Annotated in this window: 26 protein-coding genes; 20 read left to right on the top strand and 6 right to left on the bottom strand. The window is 50.8% G+C overall.

What is annotated here, in order from left to right:
- Window positions 1-114: 114 nt before the first annotated feature.
- Window positions 115-684: a CYTH domain-containing protein gene (locus EVJ23_RS06600; protein ID WP_131465612.1), complete on the bottom strand. Its 570-nt coding sequence runs from the start codon at window positions 682-684 to the stop codon at window positions 115-117.
- A 120-nt stretch (window positions 685-804) separates the two neighbouring features.
- On the opposite strand from EVJ23_RS06600, the gene yjbM reads away from it, so the two are divergent.
- From yjbM to EVJ23_RS06585, 3 genes are read left to right on the top strand one after another with little or no spacing between them, the layout of a single operon-like run.
- Window positions 805-1449, top strand: a complete 645-nt coding sequence (yjbM, locus tag EVJ23_RS06595; protein ID WP_070327625.1) for a GTP diphosphokinase — start codon at window positions 805-807, stop codon at window positions 1447-1449.
- Between the two features lie 12 nt (window positions 1450-1461).
- The gene (locus tag EVJ23_RS06590; RefSeq protein ID WP_070327624.1) at window positions 1462-2259 is read left to right on the top strand and encodes an NAD kinase; all 798 of its coding nucleotides are present in this window, start codon (window positions 1462-1464) and stop codon (window positions 2257-2259) included.
- Window positions 2260-2262: 3 nt separating this feature from the next.
- Window positions 2263-3132 (top strand): RluA family pseudouridine synthase, encoded by an 870-nt coding sequence (locus EVJ23_RS06585; protein ID WP_131465403.1) that lies wholly within the window; start codon window positions 2263-2265, stop codon window positions 3130-3132.
- A 41-nt stretch (window positions 3133-3173) separates the two neighbouring features.
- Here the strand turns inward: EVJ23_RS06585 and EVJ23_RS06580 are convergent, their stop codons facing one another.
- Window positions 3174-4340 carry an FtsW/RodA/SpoVE family cell cycle protein gene (locus tag EVJ23_RS06580; RefSeq protein ID WP_131465401.1) on the bottom strand — a complete coding sequence of 389 codons (1167 nt, stop codon included), beginning with the start codon at window positions 4338-4340 and terminating at the stop codon, window positions 3174-3176.
- Between the two features lie 149 nt (window positions 4341-4489).
- Here EVJ23_RS06580 and fabI point away from each other — a divergent pair, with 149 nt between their 5' ends.
- The gene (gene fabI, locus EVJ23_RS06575) at window positions 4490-5263 is read left to right on the top strand and encodes an enoyl-ACP reductase FabI (RefSeq protein ID WP_071399503.1); all 774 of its coding nucleotides are present in this window, start codon (window positions 4490-4492) and stop codon (window positions 5261-5263) included.
- Between the two features lie 83 nt (window positions 5264-5346).
- Window positions 5347-5535 carry a hypothetical protein gene (locus tag EVJ23_RS06570; RefSeq protein ID WP_016510315.1) on the top strand — a complete coding sequence of 63 codons (189 nt, stop codon included), beginning with the start codon at window positions 5347-5349 and terminating at the stop codon, window positions 5533-5535.
- Between the two features lie 2 nt (window positions 5536-5537).
- On the opposite strand, the gene EVJ23_RS06565 is transcribed toward EVJ23_RS06570, so the two are convergent.
- On the bottom strand, window positions 5538-6047 hold the full coding sequence (locus EVJ23_RS06565) for a YjcG family protein (protein ID WP_070327620.1): 510 nt from the start codon (window positions 6045-6047) through the stop codon (window positions 5538-5540).
- Window positions 6048-6221: 174 nt separating this feature from the next.
- Here EVJ23_RS06565 and EVJ23_RS06560 point away from each other — a divergent pair, with 174 nt between their 5' ends.
- From EVJ23_RS06560 to EVJ23_RS06545, 4 genes are read left to right on the top strand one after another with little or no spacing between them, the layout of a single operon-like run.
- On the top strand, window positions 6222-6767 hold the full coding sequence (locus tag EVJ23_RS06560; RefSeq protein WP_070327619.1) for a phosphatidylglycerophosphatase A family protein: 546 nt from the start codon (window positions 6222-6224) through the stop codon (window positions 6765-6767).
- Entirely contained in the window at window positions 6767-7351 is a 585-nt protein-coding gene (locus EVJ23_RS06555; protein ID WP_131465399.1) for a phosphatase PAP2 family protein, read from the top strand. The genes EVJ23_RS06560 and EVJ23_RS06555 overlap by 1 nt, the downstream gene beginning before the upstream one ends.
- A gap of 5 nt (window positions 7352-7356) precedes the next feature.
- Window positions 7357-7881 carry a hypothetical protein gene (locus EVJ23_RS06550; protein WP_131465397.1) on the top strand — a complete coding sequence of 175 codons (525 nt, stop codon included), beginning with the start codon at window positions 7357-7359 and terminating at the stop codon, window positions 7879-7881.
- Window positions 7878-8069, top strand: a complete 192-nt coding sequence (locus EVJ23_RS06545; protein ID WP_131465395.1) for a hypothetical protein — start codon at window positions 7878-7880, stop codon at window positions 8067-8069. The genes EVJ23_RS06550 and EVJ23_RS06545 overlap by 4 nt, the downstream gene beginning before the upstream one ends.
- Window positions 8070-8082: 13 nt before the next feature.
- On the opposite strand, the gene EVJ23_RS15335 is transcribed toward EVJ23_RS06545, so the two are convergent.
- Together EVJ23_RS15335 and EVJ23_RS06535 are read right to left on the bottom strand one after the other, a co-directional pair.
- Window positions 8083-8370: a hypothetical protein gene (locus EVJ23_RS15335; protein ID WP_070327615.1), complete on the bottom strand. Its 288-nt coding sequence runs from the start codon at window positions 8368-8370 to the stop codon at window positions 8083-8085.
- A gap of 272 nt (window positions 8371-8642) precedes the next feature.
- Window positions 8643-9374, bottom strand: a complete 732-nt coding sequence (locus EVJ23_RS06535) for a hypothetical protein (protein WP_131440409.1) — start codon at window positions 9372-9374, stop codon at window positions 8643-8645.
- 151 nt (window positions 9375-9525) lie between these two features.
- On the opposite strand from EVJ23_RS06535, the gene EVJ23_RS06530 reads away from it, so the two are divergent.
- The 7 genes from EVJ23_RS06530 to nadE all read left to right on the top strand — a co-directional run bounded on the left by EVJ23_RS06530 (window position 9526) and on the right by nadE (window position 15124).
- Window positions 9526-10092 carry a GNAT family N-acetyltransferase gene (locus EVJ23_RS06530; RefSeq protein ID WP_070327613.1) on the top strand — a complete coding sequence of 189 codons (567 nt, stop codon included), beginning with the start codon at window positions 9526-9528 and terminating at the stop codon, window positions 10090-10092.
- Between the two features lie 2 nt (window positions 10093-10094).
- Complete coding sequence (locus tag EVJ23_RS06525; RefSeq protein WP_161567020.1) at window positions 10095-11366, top strand: alpha/beta fold hydrolase; 1272 nt, start codon at window positions 10095-10097, stop codon at window positions 11364-11366.
- 67 nt (window positions 11367-11433) lie between these two features.
- The gene (locus EVJ23_RS06520) at window positions 11434-11673 is read left to right on the top strand and encodes a hypothetical protein (protein ID WP_070327611.1); all 240 of its coding nucleotides are present in this window, start codon (window positions 11434-11436) and stop codon (window positions 11671-11673) included.
- Between the two features lie 70 nt (window positions 11674-11743).
- Window positions 11744-12835, top strand: coding sequence for a virulence factor (locus EVJ23_RS06515; protein ID WP_201738982.1), 1092 nt, complete (start codon window positions 11744-11746; stop codon window positions 12833-12835).
- Between the two features lie 240 nt (window positions 12836-13075).
- A complete protein-coding gene (locus tag EVJ23_RS06510; RefSeq protein WP_070327609.1) occupies window positions 13076-13270 on the top strand; it encodes a hypothetical protein in 195 nt (64 codons plus the stop codon).
- A gap of 100 nt (window positions 13271-13370) precedes the next feature.
- Window positions 13371-14192, top strand: coding sequence for a BsuPI-related putative proteinase inhibitor (locus EVJ23_RS06505; RefSeq protein WP_236633407.1), 822 nt, complete (start codon window positions 13371-13373; stop codon window positions 14190-14192).
- A 116-nt stretch (window positions 14193-14308) separates the two neighbouring features.
- Window positions 14309-15124, top strand: a complete 816-nt coding sequence (gene nadE / locus EVJ23_RS06500; RefSeq protein WP_070327608.1) for an ammonia-dependent NAD(+) synthetase — start codon at window positions 14309-14311, stop codon at window positions 15122-15124.
- Between the two features lie 51 nt (window positions 15125-15175).
- On the opposite strand, the gene EVJ23_RS06495 is transcribed toward nadE, so the two are convergent.
- A complete protein-coding gene (locus EVJ23_RS06495) occupies window positions 15176-15565 on the bottom strand; it encodes a disulfide bond formation protein B (protein WP_131465389.1) in 390 nt (129 codons plus the stop codon).
- Window positions 15566-15675: 110 nt separating this feature from the next.
- On the opposite strand from EVJ23_RS06495, the gene EVJ23_RS06490 reads away from it, so the two are divergent.
- The 4 genes from EVJ23_RS06490 (at window position 15676) to EVJ23_RS06475 (ending at window position 20374) form a co-directional block, all read left to right on the top strand.
- On the top strand, window positions 15676-16554 hold the full coding sequence (locus EVJ23_RS06490; protein WP_070327606.1) for a transcriptional regulator CcpC: 879 nt from the start codon (window positions 15676-15678) through the stop codon (window positions 16552-16554).
- On the top strand, window positions 16551-17672 hold the full coding sequence (locus EVJ23_RS06485; protein ID WP_131465387.1) for an N-acetyldiaminopimelate deacetylase: 1122 nt from the start codon (window positions 16551-16553) through the stop codon (window positions 17670-17672). The genes EVJ23_RS06490 and EVJ23_RS06485 overlap by 4 nt, the downstream gene beginning before the upstream one ends.
- A gap of 267 nt (window positions 17673-17939) precedes the next feature.
- Window positions 17940-19328, top strand: coding sequence for a cytochrome ubiquinol oxidase subunit I (locus EVJ23_RS06480; protein WP_131465385.1), 1389 nt, complete (start codon window positions 17940-17942; stop codon window positions 19326-19328).
- A gap of 14 nt (window positions 19329-19342) precedes the next feature.
- Entirely contained in the window at window positions 19343-20374 is a 1032-nt protein-coding gene (locus EVJ23_RS06475; protein WP_131465383.1) for a cytochrome d ubiquinol oxidase subunit II, read from the top strand.
- Window positions 20375-20398 lie beyond the last annotated feature (24 nt).

Raw genomic sequence — 20398 nt, 5'->3', positions numbered from 1 at the left:
GGATGACTCATTACATTGTTCAAGTTCCATTGTGTCGCCTCCTCTCGTAAACAAAATCAAATATATCGTATGCTCATTGTAGCAACGAAAAAAAAAGGTTGGCAACGTATCTGCTCAACCTTCACTCCGTCCCATCTTTTCTTCCATGAATCGGACGATTTTATTTTTGGCCGGACGTAACGGGATATTGTGGCTCGAGAGCAGCTTTTCAAACGCGATTCGTCCTGCCGCTTCGTCCGTCACTTCGAATTCTATTTCATAATCACAAATCTCCAAATAATGACTTTCATCGAGCACGAGCAGACCGTCTGCCGTCTCGATTTCAGCACGCTTCGTCTCGAGGCGGCCCAAATGTTCGAGGGGTCCGGTCAAATTGAACGTGGCGAGGGCTTGTTTCATCTGTTCGTCGTGGACGATGCCGTACTTGAACAAATTTTCCGCCGCTTCTTCATTGATCGGTGCATGCGTCTCAAGCAGTCCGACATCGTGCGGTTGTTTGAGCGTCAAAACTTGACCGGTCTTCTTCTCGCGGATGCGCAAGGCCGCGCCTTGGCTGCGCAGTTCAAACGTGGGCGTATCGAAATAATCGTTGGCTTGCCATTTAATTTGGTCGGATAACTGATACGATTCGAGCAACGTCTCATACTCATCTTTCGTCAGCATCGATTTAAACTCAATTTCCACTTCTTGGGTCATTCATCATCGCTCCATTCTATGAACAATTGTTGGTTTATGATACCATACAATCGGATACATACGGAAAAAAGCAAGGTTTTCCGAAACGAACGAAAGTGGTGACAGCATATGCAATCAGTGGACTGGGATCAATTTTTAGTGCCGTATCAAATTGCGGTCGATGAGCTGAAAGTAAAGTTTAAAGCGATCCGTAAGCAATACAACTCGCAAAATGACCATTCTCCGATCGAGTTCGTCACCGGCAGGGTCAAGCCGGTCGGTAGCATCCTCGAGAAAGCGAAACGCAAACAGATCGCCTATGATCACTTGTCGACCGAGATGCAAGACATCGCCGGGCTTCGAATCATGTGTCAATTTGTGGACGATATCGTGCAGGTCCTCGAGCTGTTGCACCACCGGACCGACTTTAAAATCGTAGAGGAACGGAACTACATCACGAATCAAAAAGAATCGGGTTATCGGTCGTATCACATCATCATCGAATACCCGGTCCAGACGATCCACGGGGAATTCCCGACGCTCGTCGAAGTCCAAGTTCGGACGCTCGCGATGAACTTTTGGGCGACAATCGAGCACTCGTTAAACTATAAATACGATGGCGACATGCCGCAAGAAGTCCAAGAACGGCTGCGTCGGGCCGCGGAGGCGGCGTTTCTGCTCGATGCTGAGATGAGTCAGCTCCGCGTCGAGATTCAAGATGCGCAGCAAGTGTTTCGTGATAAAGAAATGAACGTCCAAACGGACCAAGACTAGGGGGGTGAGTGTATGCAGTTTGCGATTGTGTCAAGGGGAGATGCGCGTTCCGCGGAGATCGCGCGTGAGTTGACAGACAAGTTGACCGAGGCGGGACATTCCGTCTCAGAACAACCTCGGATCGTCGTTTCGGTCGGTGGGGACGGGACGATGCTACAGGCGTTCCATGAATATGTCGATCGGTTAGACGACACCCTTCTCGTCGGCATCCATACGGGCCATCTCGGTTTTTACGCCGACTGGCAACCGGACGAGCTCGATGAATTGACAGAGATGATCACGAGCGAGTCGTTTGAACCGGTATCTTATCCGCTCGTCGAAGTGTTGATCGACTATGAGGACGGGACGACGGAGCGGCAGTTGGCGATGAACGAGTGTACGATTAAAAATTACAAGCGCACGCTCGTGTGTGACTTGTCGATCCGTGATGATTACTTTGAAACGTTCCGCGGAGACGGGCTTTGCATCTCGACACCTTCCGGCTCGACCGCCTATAATAAAGCGCTCGGCGGTGCGATCGTCCATCCATCGATCGAGGCGATCCAAGTGACCGAGATGGCGTCGATCAATAATCTCGTCTACCGGACGATCGGCTCACCACTGTTGTTGCCGAAGCACCACCAAGTCAAAATCAAACCGCATACGAAAACGGAGTTTGAGCTCGCGTTCGACCATCAGGAAGCACTGTCGTGGTCGAACGTCCAGTCGATCCGTTGCGCGGTCGCGAGAGAAAAAGTGACGTTCGCCCGGTTCCGCCCGTTCCCGTTTTGGCGTCGGGTGCGCGAATCGTTCATCGAGGAAGGGAAGTAACATATGTACGGTTTTACATTACGTCGTGTCGCGGAGACGAACGTCCCGCTGCGCGATTTTTTGATGGGGGATTGTGGCATCTCACGCAAGATGTTGACGCAAGTCAAACACGGTGGCCTCATCTTAGTGAACGGGGAGCCGCGGACTGTTCGCTTTGATGTGTCGAGCGGCGATGAAGTGACGGTTCATTTTCCGCTTGAGCAGCCAGCGGAAACGATGGTCCGTTCACGGCGTCCGCTCACGGTCATCTACGAGGACGACTATTTGCTCGCCGTCGATAAGCCGGCAGGCATCGCGACGATCCCGTCTCGGCTTCATCCTGACGACACGCTTGCGAACGCTGTGCTCGGTTACTATGAACGAATTGGATTGCACTCGGCGATTCATGTGATCAATCGGCTCGACCGGGATACGTCTGGTGTCGTCTTGTTCGCTAAATATGCGTACGTGCACCATCGTTTCAGCGAACTTCAAAAGCGAGGTGGTTTGTCCCGGACGTATATCGCCCTCGTCGAAGGACTGGTCGAACGACAGACGATTGATGCGCCGATCGGTCGGGCCGAACACTCGATCATGGAACGTGTCGTCACAGACGACGGGCAACGAGCCGTCACACACGTCCGTCACGTCGAGTCGCACGGTGACTATGCGGCGTTGACGATCCAACTCGAGACCGGACGGACCCATCAGATACGCGTCCACATGCGCCACATTGGTCATCCGTTACTCGGGGATACGATGTATGGCGGACGTCCCGTGCTCGCCCGTCACGCGCTTCACAGCTCGTCTGCCGCGTTCGATCATCCGTTGACAGGGGAGAGTATCGTAATCGAAGCGGCTTACCCCGTCGACTTTCAACTCGAACACGAGTGAACAAAACATAGCCCCGCGCTCAAATGAGTGCGGGGCTATGTTTAATCGTCGTCAAACATATACGTTTTTGATTTTGAGGCGACGTTCATGACGAGCCCGATGGCAATCATGTTCATGATAATCCCGGTACCCCCGTAACTGATGAACGGCAAGGTCAAACCGGTGATCGGGAGGACACCGATTGTCATACCGATGTTTTGGAAGATCTGGAACGTGAACATGGCGATGACGGCGGTCACGATGTAACTTCCGAACGGACTGCTCGCTTCGAGCGCGATATGAATCATCCGGTACAAGAACAAGAAGAAGACGATAATCACGATTGCTGCACCGATAAAACCATAATGCTCAGCGATGACGGCGAAAATAAAATCGGTCTGCGACTCTGGTAGATAGACTAAACCTTGACCATAGCCAGTTCCGAACATTTGACCAGAACCGATGGCTTGAAGCGATTTGATCAACTGGAACGCTAAATCGTCAGAGTACTCATATGGGTAAATCCATGCTTGAAAGCGATTCAAGGCGTGGCCCGGAACGAAGCTTTGAAGCACCTCGAAATGCGAGAAAAACAAGTACATGAACCCACCGGTCGTCACGGCGGCAGCGCTAAATAGACCGAGCAACCACTTCCAACCGATTCCTGACACGATGATGATGGCACCGAGCATCGTGATTAAAACAAGCCCGGTCCCTAAGTCTGGTTGCGTGACAATCAGCCCAAGAGGCGGGATAGCGAGTAATACTAGTTTCATTAACAGCCACGCATCCTGTTGAGACGAACCGTAACGTTTATTGTGGTCGTAGACGATTGTGGCCATGGAAATAAGTAAAAACAACTTCATAAATTCAGCTGGTTGAAAACTGAAACCAGGCACATTATACCATCCATACGCCCCATTAATATTTGGAACGAGTGTGGTATCCCGGAGCGGAATTAAGCCAACTAAAAGCAATAAACCAAAGGAGTAGAGATACCAATGAATTTTTCGCAACTGCTCGTATTCGATTGTCATGATGGCAAACATGGCGACGAATCCGATGATGTAACGGATTCCTTGATCGAAGGCGAAGTTAATATGTTGTAATCGTGTTGGCAACATCGGTTGTGCCGTGTAAATGGCGCCTAGGCTAATGACCATCAAGAAGAAGACGATTGTCAGAAGTGTCGTGTCTAAACTTTTTAAATAAGATTGAATGCGGTTCATGATGAAGTCGTCTCACCCTTTCTATACGTAGTTTATCTTACCGTAACTATAAAAAATCGCAATACGTTACGAGGCGGTTGACAAAACAGACACCATTCTGTAATCTGATAACAGATATTATAACCAGGTACTAAAAAGGGGAGTTCACAATGTCAATTTATCCAACGTTAACGAACAAGACGTACGTCGTCATGGGGATTGCCAATAAACGCTCGATCGCTTGGGCGATCGCGAAAACGCTCGACGCGGCAGGAGCGAAGCTCGTGCTCACTTATGCGTCTGAACGTTTCAAGTCAGGTCTCGAATCACTCGCTGCTGAATTGAGCCAAGAAGCACTGTTGCTTGAGTGTGATGTGACGAACGATGAAGCGATCGACACGACGTTCCGTTCGATCCATGAGCAAGTCGGTCTGATTCAAGGGATTGCGCATTCAATCGCTTTCGCGGATAAAGAAGCGTTGCGCGGTGAATTCTCGGAGATGACGCGCGGTCAGTTCGCACAAGCGCTCGATATTTCGGCGTACAGTTTGACGGCGGTCGTCAAGGCGGCAAAACCTTACTTCGCAGAGAACGCTTCGGTCATCACGCTCACGTATCTCGGAGGGGAACGGGTCGTACCGAACTACAACTTGATGGGTGTCGCTAAGGCCGCGCTCGATTCGAGCGTCAAATATTTGGCGAACGAATACGGCCCGCAAGGCGTACAAGTCAACGCGATCTCGGCTGGACCGATTCGGACGTTGTCGGCGAAAGGCGTCGGCGACTTTAACAGCATCTTGTCTGAGCTCGAGCAAAAGGCACCACTGCGCCGGAACGTCTCGGCTGAAGAAGTGGCCTCGACCGGTCTATTCTTGTTATCGGGCATGGGGAGCGGCATCACGGGAGAAGTCATCCACGTCGACAGCGGCTACCATATTTTATAAGTTTGGGAAAGGGCGCGTAAATGCGCTCTTTTTGTATTATAGCGTAACCGTTTGGGGTAAGGACTTGTGAGGGAGGGAAGATCATGGGTCCTTATCAGATTGATTTTACGGTCGTCCAATATGGGAATCGCCAGGTCCAACCGACAGAACGGGCGAACATCGAACCGGTCACTCGCATCCAGCGGGTCCAGCGGATTATTCCGCGTCAAGAAGAATGGTTAGAAGCTGAACAAGAAAAAAGCCCCGGTCGTTTCGTCGACCGGAGCGTATAATATTAACCTCGGAACCGGAACGTCTCATAGACGTTCCATGTTTCGTTTTCGAGCTCGTACATGACGGCCATACGGTTGATCGTCTCTTCAAAATGGACTTGTTCCATCCGCATCCGTTCGAGCACATCGAACAGCTCGGCGTCGGTCAGATCTTGTCCGATCGTGATGTGCGGGAGGAACTCGTACTTCGGAGGCTGATCGAGTGCACCTTCGTGTAAGCGAGTTTGTAGCGCTGCGAGTTCGCGCGTCGGCAACACTTTTAAGTAAAGGACGTTGTTCGTCGGCGCGAACGAGCGGGCACCGTCGATCTTCAACTGAATCGGCTTCGTCGTTTCAGCGATTTGTTGTAAATACTCGAGCACTTTTGGTAACTCGGCTTCGTCGACTTCGGTACGTTCTTTGATCGTCACGTGTGGCGAAATCAAAGCGTACTTCGTATCGTACCGTTTTCGATACGAGTTGGCGAAGTCTTGAACTTGTTTTGATGGAAATAAGACTACCCCAATCTTCATTCCAGTTCCCCCTTTATGAATGGTCTACTAGTTTATGATGACCGATTTATCGAATGAAGTCAAAGTGGGCTTAGTGTTTTTTTTTAAGTTTTCAGTATAATAGAGAATGAGTACTTCGAGACATGCTGTTCTCGAGATGAAGGGATGTGACGCGGGTAATTGCCCGCAACAATTATGAAACAAGTACCACACTCACGAGACGTAACAGAGGCTGCACGGGCCCGTTTGATTGAACGGGGCGTATCGATCGAATCGATCGCAGAGATCGTCTACCAAATGCAGGCGCCTTATTCACCGCACTTATCATTAAAAGACTGCATCGAGTCGGTTGAGGCCGTCCTTGAGAAACGCGAACTCCAACACGCGATTCTCGTCGGCTCAGAGCTCGATATGTTAGCCGAAAAAGGGCAGTTGTCAGAACCGCTCCTTTCAATCGTCGCTTCAGATGAAGGCCTATTCGGAGTCGATGAGACGATCGCGATCGGGGCCGTCAACACGTACGGATCGATTGCCGTCACGACGTTCGGTTACTTAGATAAAGCGAAGATCGGGATCATCAAGCAGCTCGATACGAAGATGGACGATGGTCAAGTTCATACGTTCATGGACGACCTTGTCGGTGCGATCGCGGCTAACGCATCGGGCCGTCTCGCGCACCGGTTGCGCGACATGAACGATTTCGGTGAAGACGAGATGCGTGAACGCAAAGGATTATATTGATGCATCGCGCAAAAACACTGACAATCGCCGGGACGCTTGGCTTCGCCATCGTCTCGGTGATTGTCATTTTAGGTGGGGCGGTTTCGCTCGACGGGTTCGTCTATCGGATTGTCGCGCCGTTGTCTGGCCCGCTGTTTGTCTATGTGACGGAACTCGGCAGTGTGAAGGTATTGATCGCCCTCTCCTTTGTCGGCATGCTTTATTGGTTATGGCGCGGGGACAAACTTGAAGCGTTCCGGTTACCGCTCGTCGTCATCGGGACGTTAGTTTTGACTCAACTATTGAAGCGCGTGTACGGGATCGATCGGCCGCTCATCGATGCCGCTCTCGATGCGACGACGTATAGTTTTCCGAGCGGGCACGCCTCGGGTTCGCTCGCCTTGTACGGTTTGCTCGCTTTTAGTTTATACCGGCGAAAGTACTCGCCCGTTTGGGTCGCGGTGCTCGTCGTGCTACTCGTAGCCGTCTCGTTCAGCCGGGTCATTTTGAACGTTCACTATTTCAGTGACGTCGCGGGCGGATGGCTCGTCGCGTTCACGGTGATTGCCGGATCAGAATGGATTATAGGGAGGAAGAATCGTTGATACTCGTGTCTGAAGTTGAAAGTTGGTTGTTTATGGGAAGGGATCAAGCGGACGCGGCGAGTTCGCCGACGATATTGGTCGAAAAAGATGCGACTGGCGCGAAGTCATTTGCGTCGATGCGGACGTTGTTTCAATTGAAGAAATGGACGGGACAACGCCGCTTCGTTCCGCTCCTATCATGTGATGAAACGGGCTATCGCGCCTACGAGGTGTTTCATGTCGACGCGAAGCCACCGTTCGCGCTGCTCGAGCACGGACGTGTTCTGTTGAAAGATAATGAGGTGGACGCGGCCTATGCAGCGGCTCTTGCGAACGAGGGAACAATGTCTGCGGATGAAGTGATCACGTTTGCTTCCGACTACATCGAAGCAGCACTCGGCGAACCGGTCGTGCTCGCAATCAATCGAGAGATTCCGTCGCATGCACACGTGCCGATGGAACTGTTCGTACCGGGCGACGCGATTCAAACGGGTGCGTACTTATTTGCCTGGGCGAACGAAGCACAGAAGGAAAGGAATGAAGCAAAATGAACGAGTGGGAACAAAAGGTCCAAGCGTTACTCGACGGCTCAATCGATGAGTTGCTCGTACCGAAAGACGACTTTTTGACAGTACGGTCACTGTTGATCGAGAAAGAGTGGTTGTTCCAAGTCGTGGGCGCCGCCAAACATGGGGGCGTCACCATCTATCGGAGGAATGAACAAAGCGCGCCCTCATGAGGACGCGCTTTTATTAAGCGTTTGAAGCCAATTTGATTTTTTGTCGTTTTAATTTGTGAAGCAGCCATGCATATAACACTTCACAAGAATGGTGAGGAAGGGTCAGTTCCACGAGTGGGCGCGACTGACCGAATATAGTGAAGCGCGAATGGTCCTCGTCGAGCATCGAGACTTGTATATCGGTCGCTTCTTGAAGCGAAATCCGCTGCTCGCCGGCAATTGCGTCTTTTAATTTCAGCATGTTTCCATTCGTCGCAAACTTGGTGAACGAAGAAATTCCCTGTACTTTCAGTTGTTCCATTTCGTAGATCTATCCATCGACAGATGAATAGATTTTCACCTCGCTTTCTCTATATTGCCTTCCGTCCCTCTAGAAGGTTATTCCTAGTATACCGTCCTATCGTTAAAAGAAAAGACTTAATTTAACGAAAAATTAAGACAATTTGTTATCAATTTTTAAAAATAACGATAAAGTCGTTAGACAAAGCGATTTGGAACGAAATAAAGACGAGCACGATAGCAAAAAAGAGCCTGAATTTTCCAGGCTCTTTTGACTTTCATACACGTATGAACTTAAAATCGTTCGATTTCCCATGCTCGGCGGCGATAGGTCAATTGCCCTTTTAAGGCGATCGATTCCTTCTTGGCGTCAAAGTCTTCTTCAAGCACAGACATGTCCTCGTATCGTCCGGCGACGTAAAACGAGATGGCGACTTGTCGATTGAACAGACTGCGTTTCGTATGGTCGAAATCGATAATCAGCCCTTGTGGGGATAAAGCCAAGATTTCATCGATGACAGGCAGTGGGATCGGGACGAAGCTGATATTACGGATGTCACGGTCGAGTTTACTTTGAAGCACGCTTTGCAGGAACTGATTGATCGTCGACCAGTCTTTTATGTAGAGGCTACTGTGACGATCGTTCGACTCGTTGAAATAAGCGATCTCATTTTGGATCGAGTTGAGGAACGGCGCTTTCAGCCCTCGTTCCATGTGGCTCAAAAACAAGATTTCCGCAATCTCATGGTCTGATAATGATTCGAGTAAATTATAGTCGGGAAAGTCGATGGCGGTGAAACTCGTCTGGTTGTTCAAGTATTTCGTCGAGAACGTTGAGAGTTCGTGTGCCTCGATATAGCGAAACCTCGTCCGGGATGATTGTCTCATCCCTTTAATGTCTGTTCGACAGATGATCATCGGTCGGGCGAGTGATAACGCTTCGACGACATCCGTCAGTGTCACCCCATGAAGGGTAAAACGTTGTAGTTCCCGGTCTTGTTTAATGTAGAACAACTGTTTTGACATATTAATCCCCTCAGTTCGAAGTCACTACAATTTGATTTTAGCAAATCCGTCTCGAGTGTGCCATGTTGGAGCGGTCGAGATGATTGAGATGATGGTTTTTGAGGAAAACTAGGTATAATTAGAGAAAAGGTAGAAGAAAGGCGGGTTCAGCATGTGGGGGTTGAAGAAGAGTTTTCCAGAGCTCGCTACAGATCGTTTTATCCTGAGAGAACTCGAGCCTAGGGACGCACGGGCACTCTACGTGATCCTCTCGACCGAGGAAGTCATGCGCTATTACGGATCTGATCCGTTGCTTGCCGTGTATGAGGCGAAGAACGTCATCGCCTATTTTAAAGATCAATTTCAACAAGGGAAAGCGATTCGATGGGCGATATGTGACCGTGTGACCGATGAGCTCGTCGGGACGATCGGCTTTCATAACTGGACGCCCCAATATTTCAGGGCTGAAATCGGATTTGAAGTCGCGCCTAGTCATTGGCGCAGAGGTGTCGCCTATGAAGCGGCGACAGCCGTCATCGGGTACGGGTTCGACGAGTTCAAGTTTCACCGGATCTCGGCGCTCGTCGCACCAGAGAACGATGGGTCAAATCGGTTGGTGCGAAAGCTCGGCTTCACCGAGGAAGGCTTGCTGCACGACTATGCTTACAGTCACGGCCGTTTTATGGACTTGACGATGTACCGTCTACTAAAAGACGAATGGTCACAGAGAGGGAGATGACGATGAGACAAGTTGTATTGCTTCACGGCCTATGTGGGTCACCGGATTATTTTGACGAGCTCGTCCCGATGCTTGAAGCGGATGTGTACGCGTTGACGCTTCCAGGACATGATGACACCGAATCGGGTCCCGAGACGATCGATCAATTCGCGGATTGGGTGATCAGAGAGATACGTTTGCGCGAGCTCGATCGTCCGGTCGTACTGGGACATTCGTTCGGCGGATACATCACGACGAACCTTGTTCGACGCTATCCGGATGAATTATCTGGCTTCGGGTTGATTCATTCGACGGCCGGCGCGGATTCGGATCAAGCGAAGGCGAAACGAAACGCCGCGATTGAGAAAGTGATCGAAGAAGGTGTCCATCCGTTCATCGACGAGATGATCCCAGGCGTGTTCGCCCCGGATTCTGATCACACACTCATCGAACGTGCTAAACGAATCGGCTTCAACATGTCGAAAGAAGGAATCATCTCAGCTCAAGAAGCGATTCGGGACCGGAATGATGAGACAGGAACGGTGCGCGAGACGAACTTGCCCGGATTGTTTATTTACGGCTCGAAAGACCCGAACATGGACGCGGAACGAGCTTTCATGGGGGCGGAGCGTCATACAAAACAGACGGTGCAAGCCAGTCATATGGGGATGATGGAGGCGCCTGAAACCGAAGCGCAACTCATTAACGCTTGGCTCGACGCGGAAGTGCGCTCGGTGCATAAGTTCAAACTGATCGCCGTATCAGGCAGTTTGCGTAAAGCATCGTTCAATACGGCGCTACTTCATTCAATCATCGAACTCGGTCGTGATCGGTTTGACGTGGAGGTCGCATCCATCGAATTGCCGCTCTATAATGACGACTTGATTGACCCGGATGAACCGGACGTCGTTGTCGCGTTCAAGCAAGTGGTCAGAGAAGCGGACGGTCTGCTCGTCGTTACCCCGGAGTACAATCACAGCATACCCGGCGTCTTAAAGAATGCGATCGACTGGCTATCGCTCGAACCGGGAACGCCACTTCGTGATAAACCGGTCATGATTGCCGGCGCCTCACCCGGCATGCTCGGGACGGTAAGGTGTCAAGTCCACCTCCGACAAGTATTTGCCACAAATCGGGCAAACGTTTTACCAGGAAACGAAATCTTTATCACGCATTGCAAAGAGAAGATTGGTGCTAAAGGACTTGAACATGAACCATCAATCCAACAAATCGATAGAGTGTTATCTGAGTATTACAATTGGATTGATTTTTGGAAGCGTAACGCAAAAAAATAACTTGAAGTCACGACCTTTGTCTGATAGAAATGAATTGTGAAAACAAACACAAAGGGAGCGACAACACATGGAAACGTATATCGAACTGTACAACGGCGGCGAGTTAGGGGACCAGGCAGTCATCAATGACGGGATGACGTTCGGCCGGGTCACGATTGTGGAATTATTTTATCAGACGAACCACATCTTCGGTTACGTGAAAGCGGACGGGGAGAAACGCTTCTTCCTAGAACCGATTGCTGGAGATGACACGTTCGACGTCGAAGGAGAGCGCTATTCCCTCCAACAGTTCATCGCCCTATTTTGATGTTCACGACGCAAGCGACTCGCTTGCGTTTTTTTGTTGTTTTCGTCACGATTGGTGTGAGGTGATGAAGATGAAACTTGTAGCAATTGAACCAACACCAAGTCCGAACAATTTAAAGATCATTGTCGAACCGGCTTTTTCTGGCCGCGGGATCACATATGACAAGGCGAGTCAGGACGTCCCGGAGACGATCCGAGACATCATCGCGTTACGAGGCGTCAAATCGGTATACGCCGTCTCTGATTTTTTAGCGGTCGAACGGCATCCGAAACACGATTGGCACGACGTCATGAACGACATTCGTCGCGCGTTCGGCGAAGACGTCGCTGAAGGAGAAGCGAGCCAGTTGACGGCAGACTATGAGCCGGTCCACGTATCGGTCCAGTTCGTATTAGACGTCCCGATGCAGTTGAAACTCGTCAAAGGCGACGAGGAGAAACGGGTCGGTTTGTCTAAACGCTTTGTCGACGCAGCGATGCAGGTACAGCAGCAAGTGAAAAACGTCATTCAAGATCGCCGCTGGGTCGAACAAGCTCCGCGTTACGGGGAACTTGAAGACGTGAGTGCTGTCGCTCAAGAAGAGCTTGAAGCGGCCTATCCAGAAGATCGCGTCGCTCGGATTGTCGCCCGTGCTTTCGGGCGTGAGGCGGATTACGAGGCCAACGTGTCGCAACTCCAGTCGGAGGACTGGAAAGCACGGATGGCATTCTTGGATGAACTGCAAATCGAACCGGAGAACATGAATTACTTCCGCCGGGCACTCGAGGACAAGGTGATGGCGATCCGTCGTCAAGCAGTCGTCATGATTGGTATGTTTGAAGAAAATCGGGAGGATTACGTCACCTATATCGAGCAGGCACTCGTCGATCCGTCACCGATCGTGAGACGGACCGCGGGGGACACCGTCTCTGATTGGGCGTTGTCAAAATCTCAGCCATCGATGATCGAGGCGCTCAAAGATAAAAGTAAGCTTGTCCGTTGGCGGGCTGCACGCTTCTTGTTCGACTGTGGTGATGAGCAGGCCGTACCGGCTTTGAAAATCGCCGAGGACGACCGTGAGTTCGAGGTTTCTCTCCAAGCACGTCTCGCCAAAGAGCGAATTACGAGCGGAGAAACGGCACTCGGAACGGTATGGCAACAAATCTCGAACCGTTCGAAATAAACCATTCGACAAGTCAGGTTTGTTCAAATTTACAGTTATAGGAAGTGAGAGGAGTTCGCTTGGCGAATTGCCTCTCTTTTTCGTTTGTCCTTACATAATTCAACCAATCGGTTAACAATCGGTGCCAGTTATTCGACAGACAAGTCGAGCTCGGAGCGGGACTGTCGAACGATAGGACGTTTTTATTTGAATAACGTTGGTACACTGAAAGTATCTTATTTGGACAAAGGAGCAACACTCATGATTCTTTTTGCAGAAACAACTGAACTCGTAGCTTACAAAGAAGTGGTCGATGGCATGATCACCGTCATTTTTGAGACGATTCATAGTGAGACGTTCTCAATCTCTGCACAAGTTCGTTCTGACATCGACGTCGCTGACTCGTTGTTCGTGACCGGTTGGCAGCAATACGTGGAAAACCTACAAGTTTCTTAAAAAAGGTAAATAATATAGGGAAATCCATTACAAACGTCTGCACGAACGTATACACTAGTGCTATAGACGTTTTTTTATTTTGTTGAGGAGAGTGGAATACGTGAAAAAAACTTGGTTGCTAGTCGTGGTCGCTGCGATGATGCTCGTGGTAGCGGCGTGTGGTAAAGAAGAAGCAACTCCGAGCGATGTGGACGGGAACTCGTCGGCAGCTCCAGCTTTATTGACGCTTGAGACGGACGCGAGCTACAATGCCGACACAAAACAATTATCGGCGACGGTTTCGATGACGAACCCGAATGAAGGACCGGTCAAGGTGACCTTCAATTCATCGCAACGTTTTCAGTTGACGGTCATGAACGGAGAAACGACCGTTTTTGATTACGGCAGCGAATATATGTTCACTGAATCAATTATCGAAGAGACGTGGGAACCGGGTGAGACGAAAGTGTTTGACGAAGTGTTCCCGCTCACACTCGAGAGCGGAGAGTATACGGTTGATTTCGTCAGTCTCGCTCAAGTCGAAGGCGCACCAGAGATGGCAGCCACCGATCAAAAAACGTTATCAGTTGAAGCGGTAGAGGCGCCGCCTGCGGAAGAACCGGCAGAAGAGCCTTCTGAAGAGCCTTCTGAAGAGCCAACGGATGAGCCGAGCGAGCAGCCGGCCCAAACGGACGGTGCGTTCAGCGATGTCTCGATTAAGAGAAACGGGAATTTGATTGAAGTGGCTGGGTACACGAACGTCGAGGAGTTCGAATGGAGCGTCTCGGACGGGCATAACGTGTTTGCGCAAGGGGCGTCGCAACCGACGGCCGGCGGCTTCACGTTCGGCGTGTTATTAGATGAGGAACCGACATCAGGACAGTCGCTCTTCCTAGAGATGACACCGATCGGCGGAGACGTCGCATCGTTCCGCGTTCAATAACCGTTAGACGGAAACTCACGTTTCCGTCTTTTTTTTGGAATCCAAACGTATTGACGACAAAACCAGATTGTCAGACAATAAGGCAAACCGACTTACAAACAAGGAGGAAACGAAAGATGCAACAACACATCATCGAATCGACTCATGTGAAATCGCACATCGATCCAGTTCAAGAAGTCCGTCGACGAATCGACTTTTTAAAAACGTACGTCAAACGTGTGGGGGCGAAAGGACTCGTCCTCGGTATTTCAGGTGGACAAGACTCGACACTCGCGGGCAAGTTATGCCAACACGCGATGGAAGAGTTGCGGGCTGAGACCGGCGGCGACTATACGTTTTATGCGGTGCGCCTCCCATACGGCGAACAACATGACGAAGACGACGCCAAGCGGGCGCTTGATTTCATCCGGCCTGACAAGACGTTCACCGTCAACATCAAGCCTGCCGTCGATGCTTCGGTCGAGGCGTTCAAACAAGCAACGACGCTCGAACTCGGCGATTTCCATAAAGGGAACACGAAAGCGCGTGAACGGATGAAAGTCCAATATGACATCGCGGCGACGTTCGGGGCGCTTGTCGTCGGGACTGACCATGCGGCAGAGTATGTGACTGGATTTTATACGAAGCACGGGGACGGGGCAGCCGATTTGACGCCACTCACGGGACTGAGCAAGCGCCAAGGAAAAGCGTTGCTCCATGAGCTCGAAGCGCACGAGAGTCTGATTTATAAAGTGCCGACGGCTGACCTCGAGGACGACAAACCGGGTCTTCCCGATGAAGTCGCACTGGGGATGACGTATGACCAACTCGACGATTATTTAGAAGGGAAAGCCGTCGACCCGGCTATCGCCGAGCGGATCGAGACGATCTTTAAACGGTCGCGCCATAAGCACCATATGCCGGCGTCGCTCTATGACGAGTGGTGGCAATAAGCTAAATAAAGAGGAGACGCGGTCAATTTCGACCGTGTCTCCTCTTTCCATTCAACGAGCAGTACGTTTTGGAACGAATTGAATAGCTAAAATCAGCGTGAACGCGATGAAGCTCAAGAGCGGGATCGTGACGAACCCGAAGTAGTTCACCCAACGGATGAGACAGTCGTTGCTGCAAAACGCATCCCCGTTCGGAATCCGTTCGAGCACGACGTGGTATAGGCTGATCAGCCAGCCGGCACCGGCCATCAGTCCGATGAAGAGACGGTTGACCTCACGGTTCGTCAACATGATAGTCAAGTAATAAATCGCGAGCGGGTACATGAATATGCGCTGAAACCAGCACAGCTTGCAGGGCAGATAAAGCATGACTTCGGAGAAGTACAAACTTCCAAGCGTCGCGACGGTCGCGACAATAAAGGCAAAATGATGACGTTGCATACGATTTCCTCCTGACGACTCAAAAATTGCGAATGAACATGATATGATACAGGTTAGCAACAATGAATTTAGTATACAGTCTTAGAAACGATATAGAAATAGGTGACGTCATGCAAGTATCAGAAGTGGAAGTGTTGATCGTCCTCGCCGAAGAGTTGAATATGAGAAAAGCCGCCGAGCGGTTGTTCGTCTCCCAACCGGCTTTAAGCCAACGCCTCGTCACAATCGAGCATCAGTGGGGCAAAAAGATTTTCGTCCGCTCGACGCGAGGCCTCGCCCTCACCCCGGACGGTGAGAAAATCATCGACTTCGCGAAAAAGATGTATAGCGAAGAGCAAGAACTTCGGGGAGAGTTGACGGCCAAGCAAGGCGAAGTGTATGGGACGCTCAAAATCGCGGTCGCCTCGATCATGGGACAGTATTGGTTGCCCCGCGTCTTGAAACGATTCATGGAACGGTATCCGTCCGTCCGAGTCAAACTCGTGACGGGCTGGTCGAGCGAGATGATGCGCTATATGCTCGAAGAGAGTTTCCATATCGGGATCATTCGCGGTAATCCGGACTGGCGCGGAGAAAAGATGAAACTGTTCTCAGATTCGCTTCACCTCGTTGATATGCGGATGACCGATTTAAAGCAGTTGAAAAATAACGAGCGCTCGTTCATTCAGTTTAAGAGTGACTCGACCTATTATCAAGAAATCCTTGAATGGTGGCAAGAGCGGTTCTCGAGTCCGCCGCTCACGACACTCGTCGTCGATCAGATCGAGACGTGCAAACAGATGGCGCTGCATGGGATTGGTTTTGCCATCTTGCCGGAGTCGACGATTCGCGATGTCGAGGCGATCAATAAGATCCCGCTCACGTCGTCGAACGGGACACCGCTCGTGCGTGACACGTGGATGTTGTCGACCGACTCGATGCTCGAGCTCGCGCAAGTGAAAGCGTTTTGGGAAATCGTTGAAGAAGTGACAAAGGAGAGTGTGGAATGAGTTGGGCCATAGAAGCTAGAAGACAGTTACATTTGATTCCAGAACCGGGTTACAAAGAGTTTAAAACACAAGCGACGCTTGAGGAGTTGATTCGTTCGTTTAACTCGTCACGGGTCCACATCTCGCATTGGCGCACCGGACTGTTCGTACGTGTAGACGGTCTTGTCGGCGACAAGACGATCGGGTATCGGGCCGATATGGACGGATTGCCGATCACGGAAGAGACAGGACTGGAGTTCGCCTCGGTCCATGAAGGCATGATGCATGCCTGTGGACATGACGTCCATATGGCGATCGCGCTCGGCTTGATCAAACGCTCGATCGAAGAGCCGCTCGATCATCATCTCGTCGTCTTTTTCCAACCGGCCGAAGAAGGGCCGGGCGGTGCGGAACCGATGGCGATGTCGGAGTTGTTCTATCATTTCCGTCCTGACGCGATGTTCGGTCTCCACGTGGCGCCGGAATATCCGGTCGGCACGATTGCCTCACGACCGGGCGTCTTGTTCGCGAGTGCGCGTGAGCTCCACCTCACGATTCACGGCAAGGGTGGGCACGGCGCTTTCCCGCATGCCGGGATTGACGCTGTCATCGTTCAGGCGGCATTGATCATGCAGCTGCAGACGATCATCTCTCGCAACATTGATCCGATGGGGAGCGCCGTGATCAGTATCGGTAAAGTCGCCGCCGGCACGAAAGAGAACATCATCGCCGAGACGGCCAAGCTCGATGGGACGATCCGGGCCCTGTCGGATAAAGAAATGGTCGTCCTTGAGCGCCGGATCCGTCAAGTCATCGCCGGTGTCGAGATGACGTATAACGTCCATATCGACCTCGAGTTCGGCAACCGGTACCATGAAGTAGTGAACGACGAACGGTATTTGTTCCAGTTCGAGGAAGCGGTCGAAGACGTCGGCTATTCGTATAAGACGTGCGTTCCGGCCATGACCGGTGAGGATTTCGGCTATATGTTGAAACAAGTGCCGGGATTCATGGTGTGGCTCGGGGTGAACGACATGGGTTCAGGTCTTCATCAAGCGACGCTCAATCCAGATGAGCGGGCGATCGATGTCGCGGTCGAACTGTTCGACCATTTCTTTAGAACGGTCATTGTGAAGTGAACGAAGCGGACACGTTGCTGTCCGCTTTTTTTGTTGAAATGTGTTGAATTGTGCTTCCGATGTGAGGAAAAAGGGAAATTATTATGATTGTAAAGCGTCAATATTGTTAAGCTTGTTCAAATGTGAACATTTTGCGAACTCAAGCATTGAGACATTACAGCGCTATATAAAATCATTATGATAGGGGTATCCAAAGGAAATTATCTATGATGTTTCGTTTCACGCATCGGTGTGAAGCGCTAGAGAGAGATAGGAGGTAATCAATAGATGTTTCAAGATCCGGTCCTGATGAGTCGGGCGTTAACGGCACTCACGTTAGGTTTTCATGTGATTTTTGCCACAATCGGCGTCGGGGTTCCACTTTTAATTTTATTGGCAGAGTTTTTAGGTATTAAAAAGAAAGATCCGAAATACACCTTGATGGCTCGTCGGTGGTCGCGGGGCTATGTCGTGACCGTCGCGGTCGGTGTCGTCACCGGTACAGCCATCGGGCTGCAGTTATCACTGCTTTGGCCAAACTTGATGCGCGTCGCCGGTCAGACGATCGCGCTGCCGTTGTTCATGGAAACGTTCGCGTTCTTCTTTGAAGCGATCTTCCTCGGCATTTATTTGTACACGTGGGATCGGTTTAAAAACCCGTGGCACCATATGCTGATCGGGATTCCAGTCGCCGTTGGTGCACTGTTCTCAGGCTTCTTCATTACGACAGTCAACAGCTTTATGAACCAGCCTGTCGGATTTGATATCGTCGATGGGAAACTTGCGAACGTGAGTCCGCTCGAGGCGATGTTCAGCCCGGCGATGCCGACAAAGATGGCGCACGTATTAACGTCTGCCATTTTGACATCGGCGTTCATCTTAGCGGCGATTGCGGCCGTGCAGTTATTGCGCCAACGCCGTAACCAGCTCGACAAATTGTCTATCGAATATCACAAAAAAGGTCTTCGTTTAACGATGACCGTCGCGCTCATCTTTGCGATTGCGACTGCGCTCGTCGGAGACTTCTCAGGTAAATACTTGGCGAAGTATCAGCCAGATAAGTTGGCGGCGGCAGAGTGGCATTTTGACACCTCCTCCGAAGCCGAACTCATCTTGGGCGGATGGCTCGAAGACGATGGTGAAGGTGGTTACGAAGTACGCGGGGCCATTAAAATCCCTTATGCGTTGTCAATCTTAGCGGGCGGTGTCCCAAACTATGAGGTGACGGGTCTTAATGAATTTGCGAAAGAGGACCAACCGCCACTGTTCATCCACTATCTGTTTGATGCGATGGTCGGAATCGGGATGCTTCTTGCGCTCATATCATTCCTGTTCGTCCTCGGACGCTACATTAAGCGATTGCCTCAATTCAGCAAACCGATGCTGATTGCGATTGCGGCAGGAGGCCCTCTCGCCATGATGGCAATCGAGTTCGGGTGGTTCTTCGCCGAGTTTGGCCGTCAGCCATGGGCGCTCTATGATTTGATGCGCACGAGTGAGGCAGCGACGACGTCGGCTAACGTAGGTTGGATGCTCATCGCCTTCGCGATCCTATATGCGGTTCTTGGCGTGGTCACAGTGCTCGTCTTGACACGTCTGTTCAAGGACAACCCAGTCGGGAAAGAACTAAAACAATCGGAACATCGCGGCGAAGCGATGTTTGCGGATGAAGTGTGATCGGAGGATATGACATGCAAATTCAAGAATTAGGGATTGCCGTATTATGGACGTTTTTATACGGCTATCTCATCGTTGCATCGATTGATTTCGGTGCCGGCTTCTTCGCTTTCTATAGTAAGTACACGAAGCGAGACCAAAAAATCAATCGCCTGATTCAACGGTATTTGTCACCGACATGGGAAGTGACGAACGTCTTCTTCGTCTTCTTCTTCGTCGGAATCGTCGGGTTCTTCCCGGATACGGCTTACTATTATGGAACGGCCTTGTTAGTACCGGCCTCTGTCGTGTTGATCTTGCTCGCGATTCGCGGAAGTTTTTATGCGTTCGCGAACTACGGTTCGAAAGAGAGTACGTTTTACGTGTTCTTGTACGGGGCGACAGGTTTATTGATTCCGGCGGCGATGTCGACCGTGCTCACGGTCAGCCAAGGCGGATTCATTAACGAGACAGAGTCGGGTGTGTTCTTTGACGGATTGAAGTTGTTCACAAACTTCTACTCGTGGACAGTCGTTATCCTTGCGATCGTGTCGGTGCTCTATATTAGTGCGATGTTCCTCTTGTTCTATGCGGACAAGGCACGTGATGTCGAAGCAGTCGGCCTCGTGCGCAAATGGGCGCTCTTCTGGAGCGTTCCGACGATCCTCGCTTCGGGCCTCGTCTTCTTCGGCTTGAAATCACAGGCGGCATGGCACTATGAAAACATTTTGGCGGGTAACTGGTGGTGGTTCGCCGCGAGTTTCGTCTTCTTCATCATCGCCGTATCGTTCGTCTACTTGAAACGCAACTACGGACTCGCTTTCTTAATGGTCATGGGTCAGTTCTTCATGGCGTGGTTCGGATATGGTTATACGCATTTGCCGTACATTCTCTATCCGTATATCGACATTAACGGAAGCGTCGTCAACGAGTCGATGGCGATCGCGCTCGTCATCGTGTTCATTCTAGGATTGCTCTTACTCGTACCAGCGTTGTATTTATTGCTTCGTCTGTTCTTGTTCGACAATGACTATGTGCGTGGAACACGTTCAAGCGGTAAAGCATAAGACCGGGATTTCCCGGTCTTTTTT

This window comes from Exiguobacterium sp. SH1S1 (assembly GCF_004337245.1).
GTDB classification, from domain to species: domain Bacteria; phylum Bacillota; class Bacilli; order Exiguobacteriales; family Exiguobacteriaceae; genus Exiguobacterium; species Exiguobacterium aurantiacum_A.
This window is presented reverse-complemented; position numbering and strand designations above follow the sequence as displayed.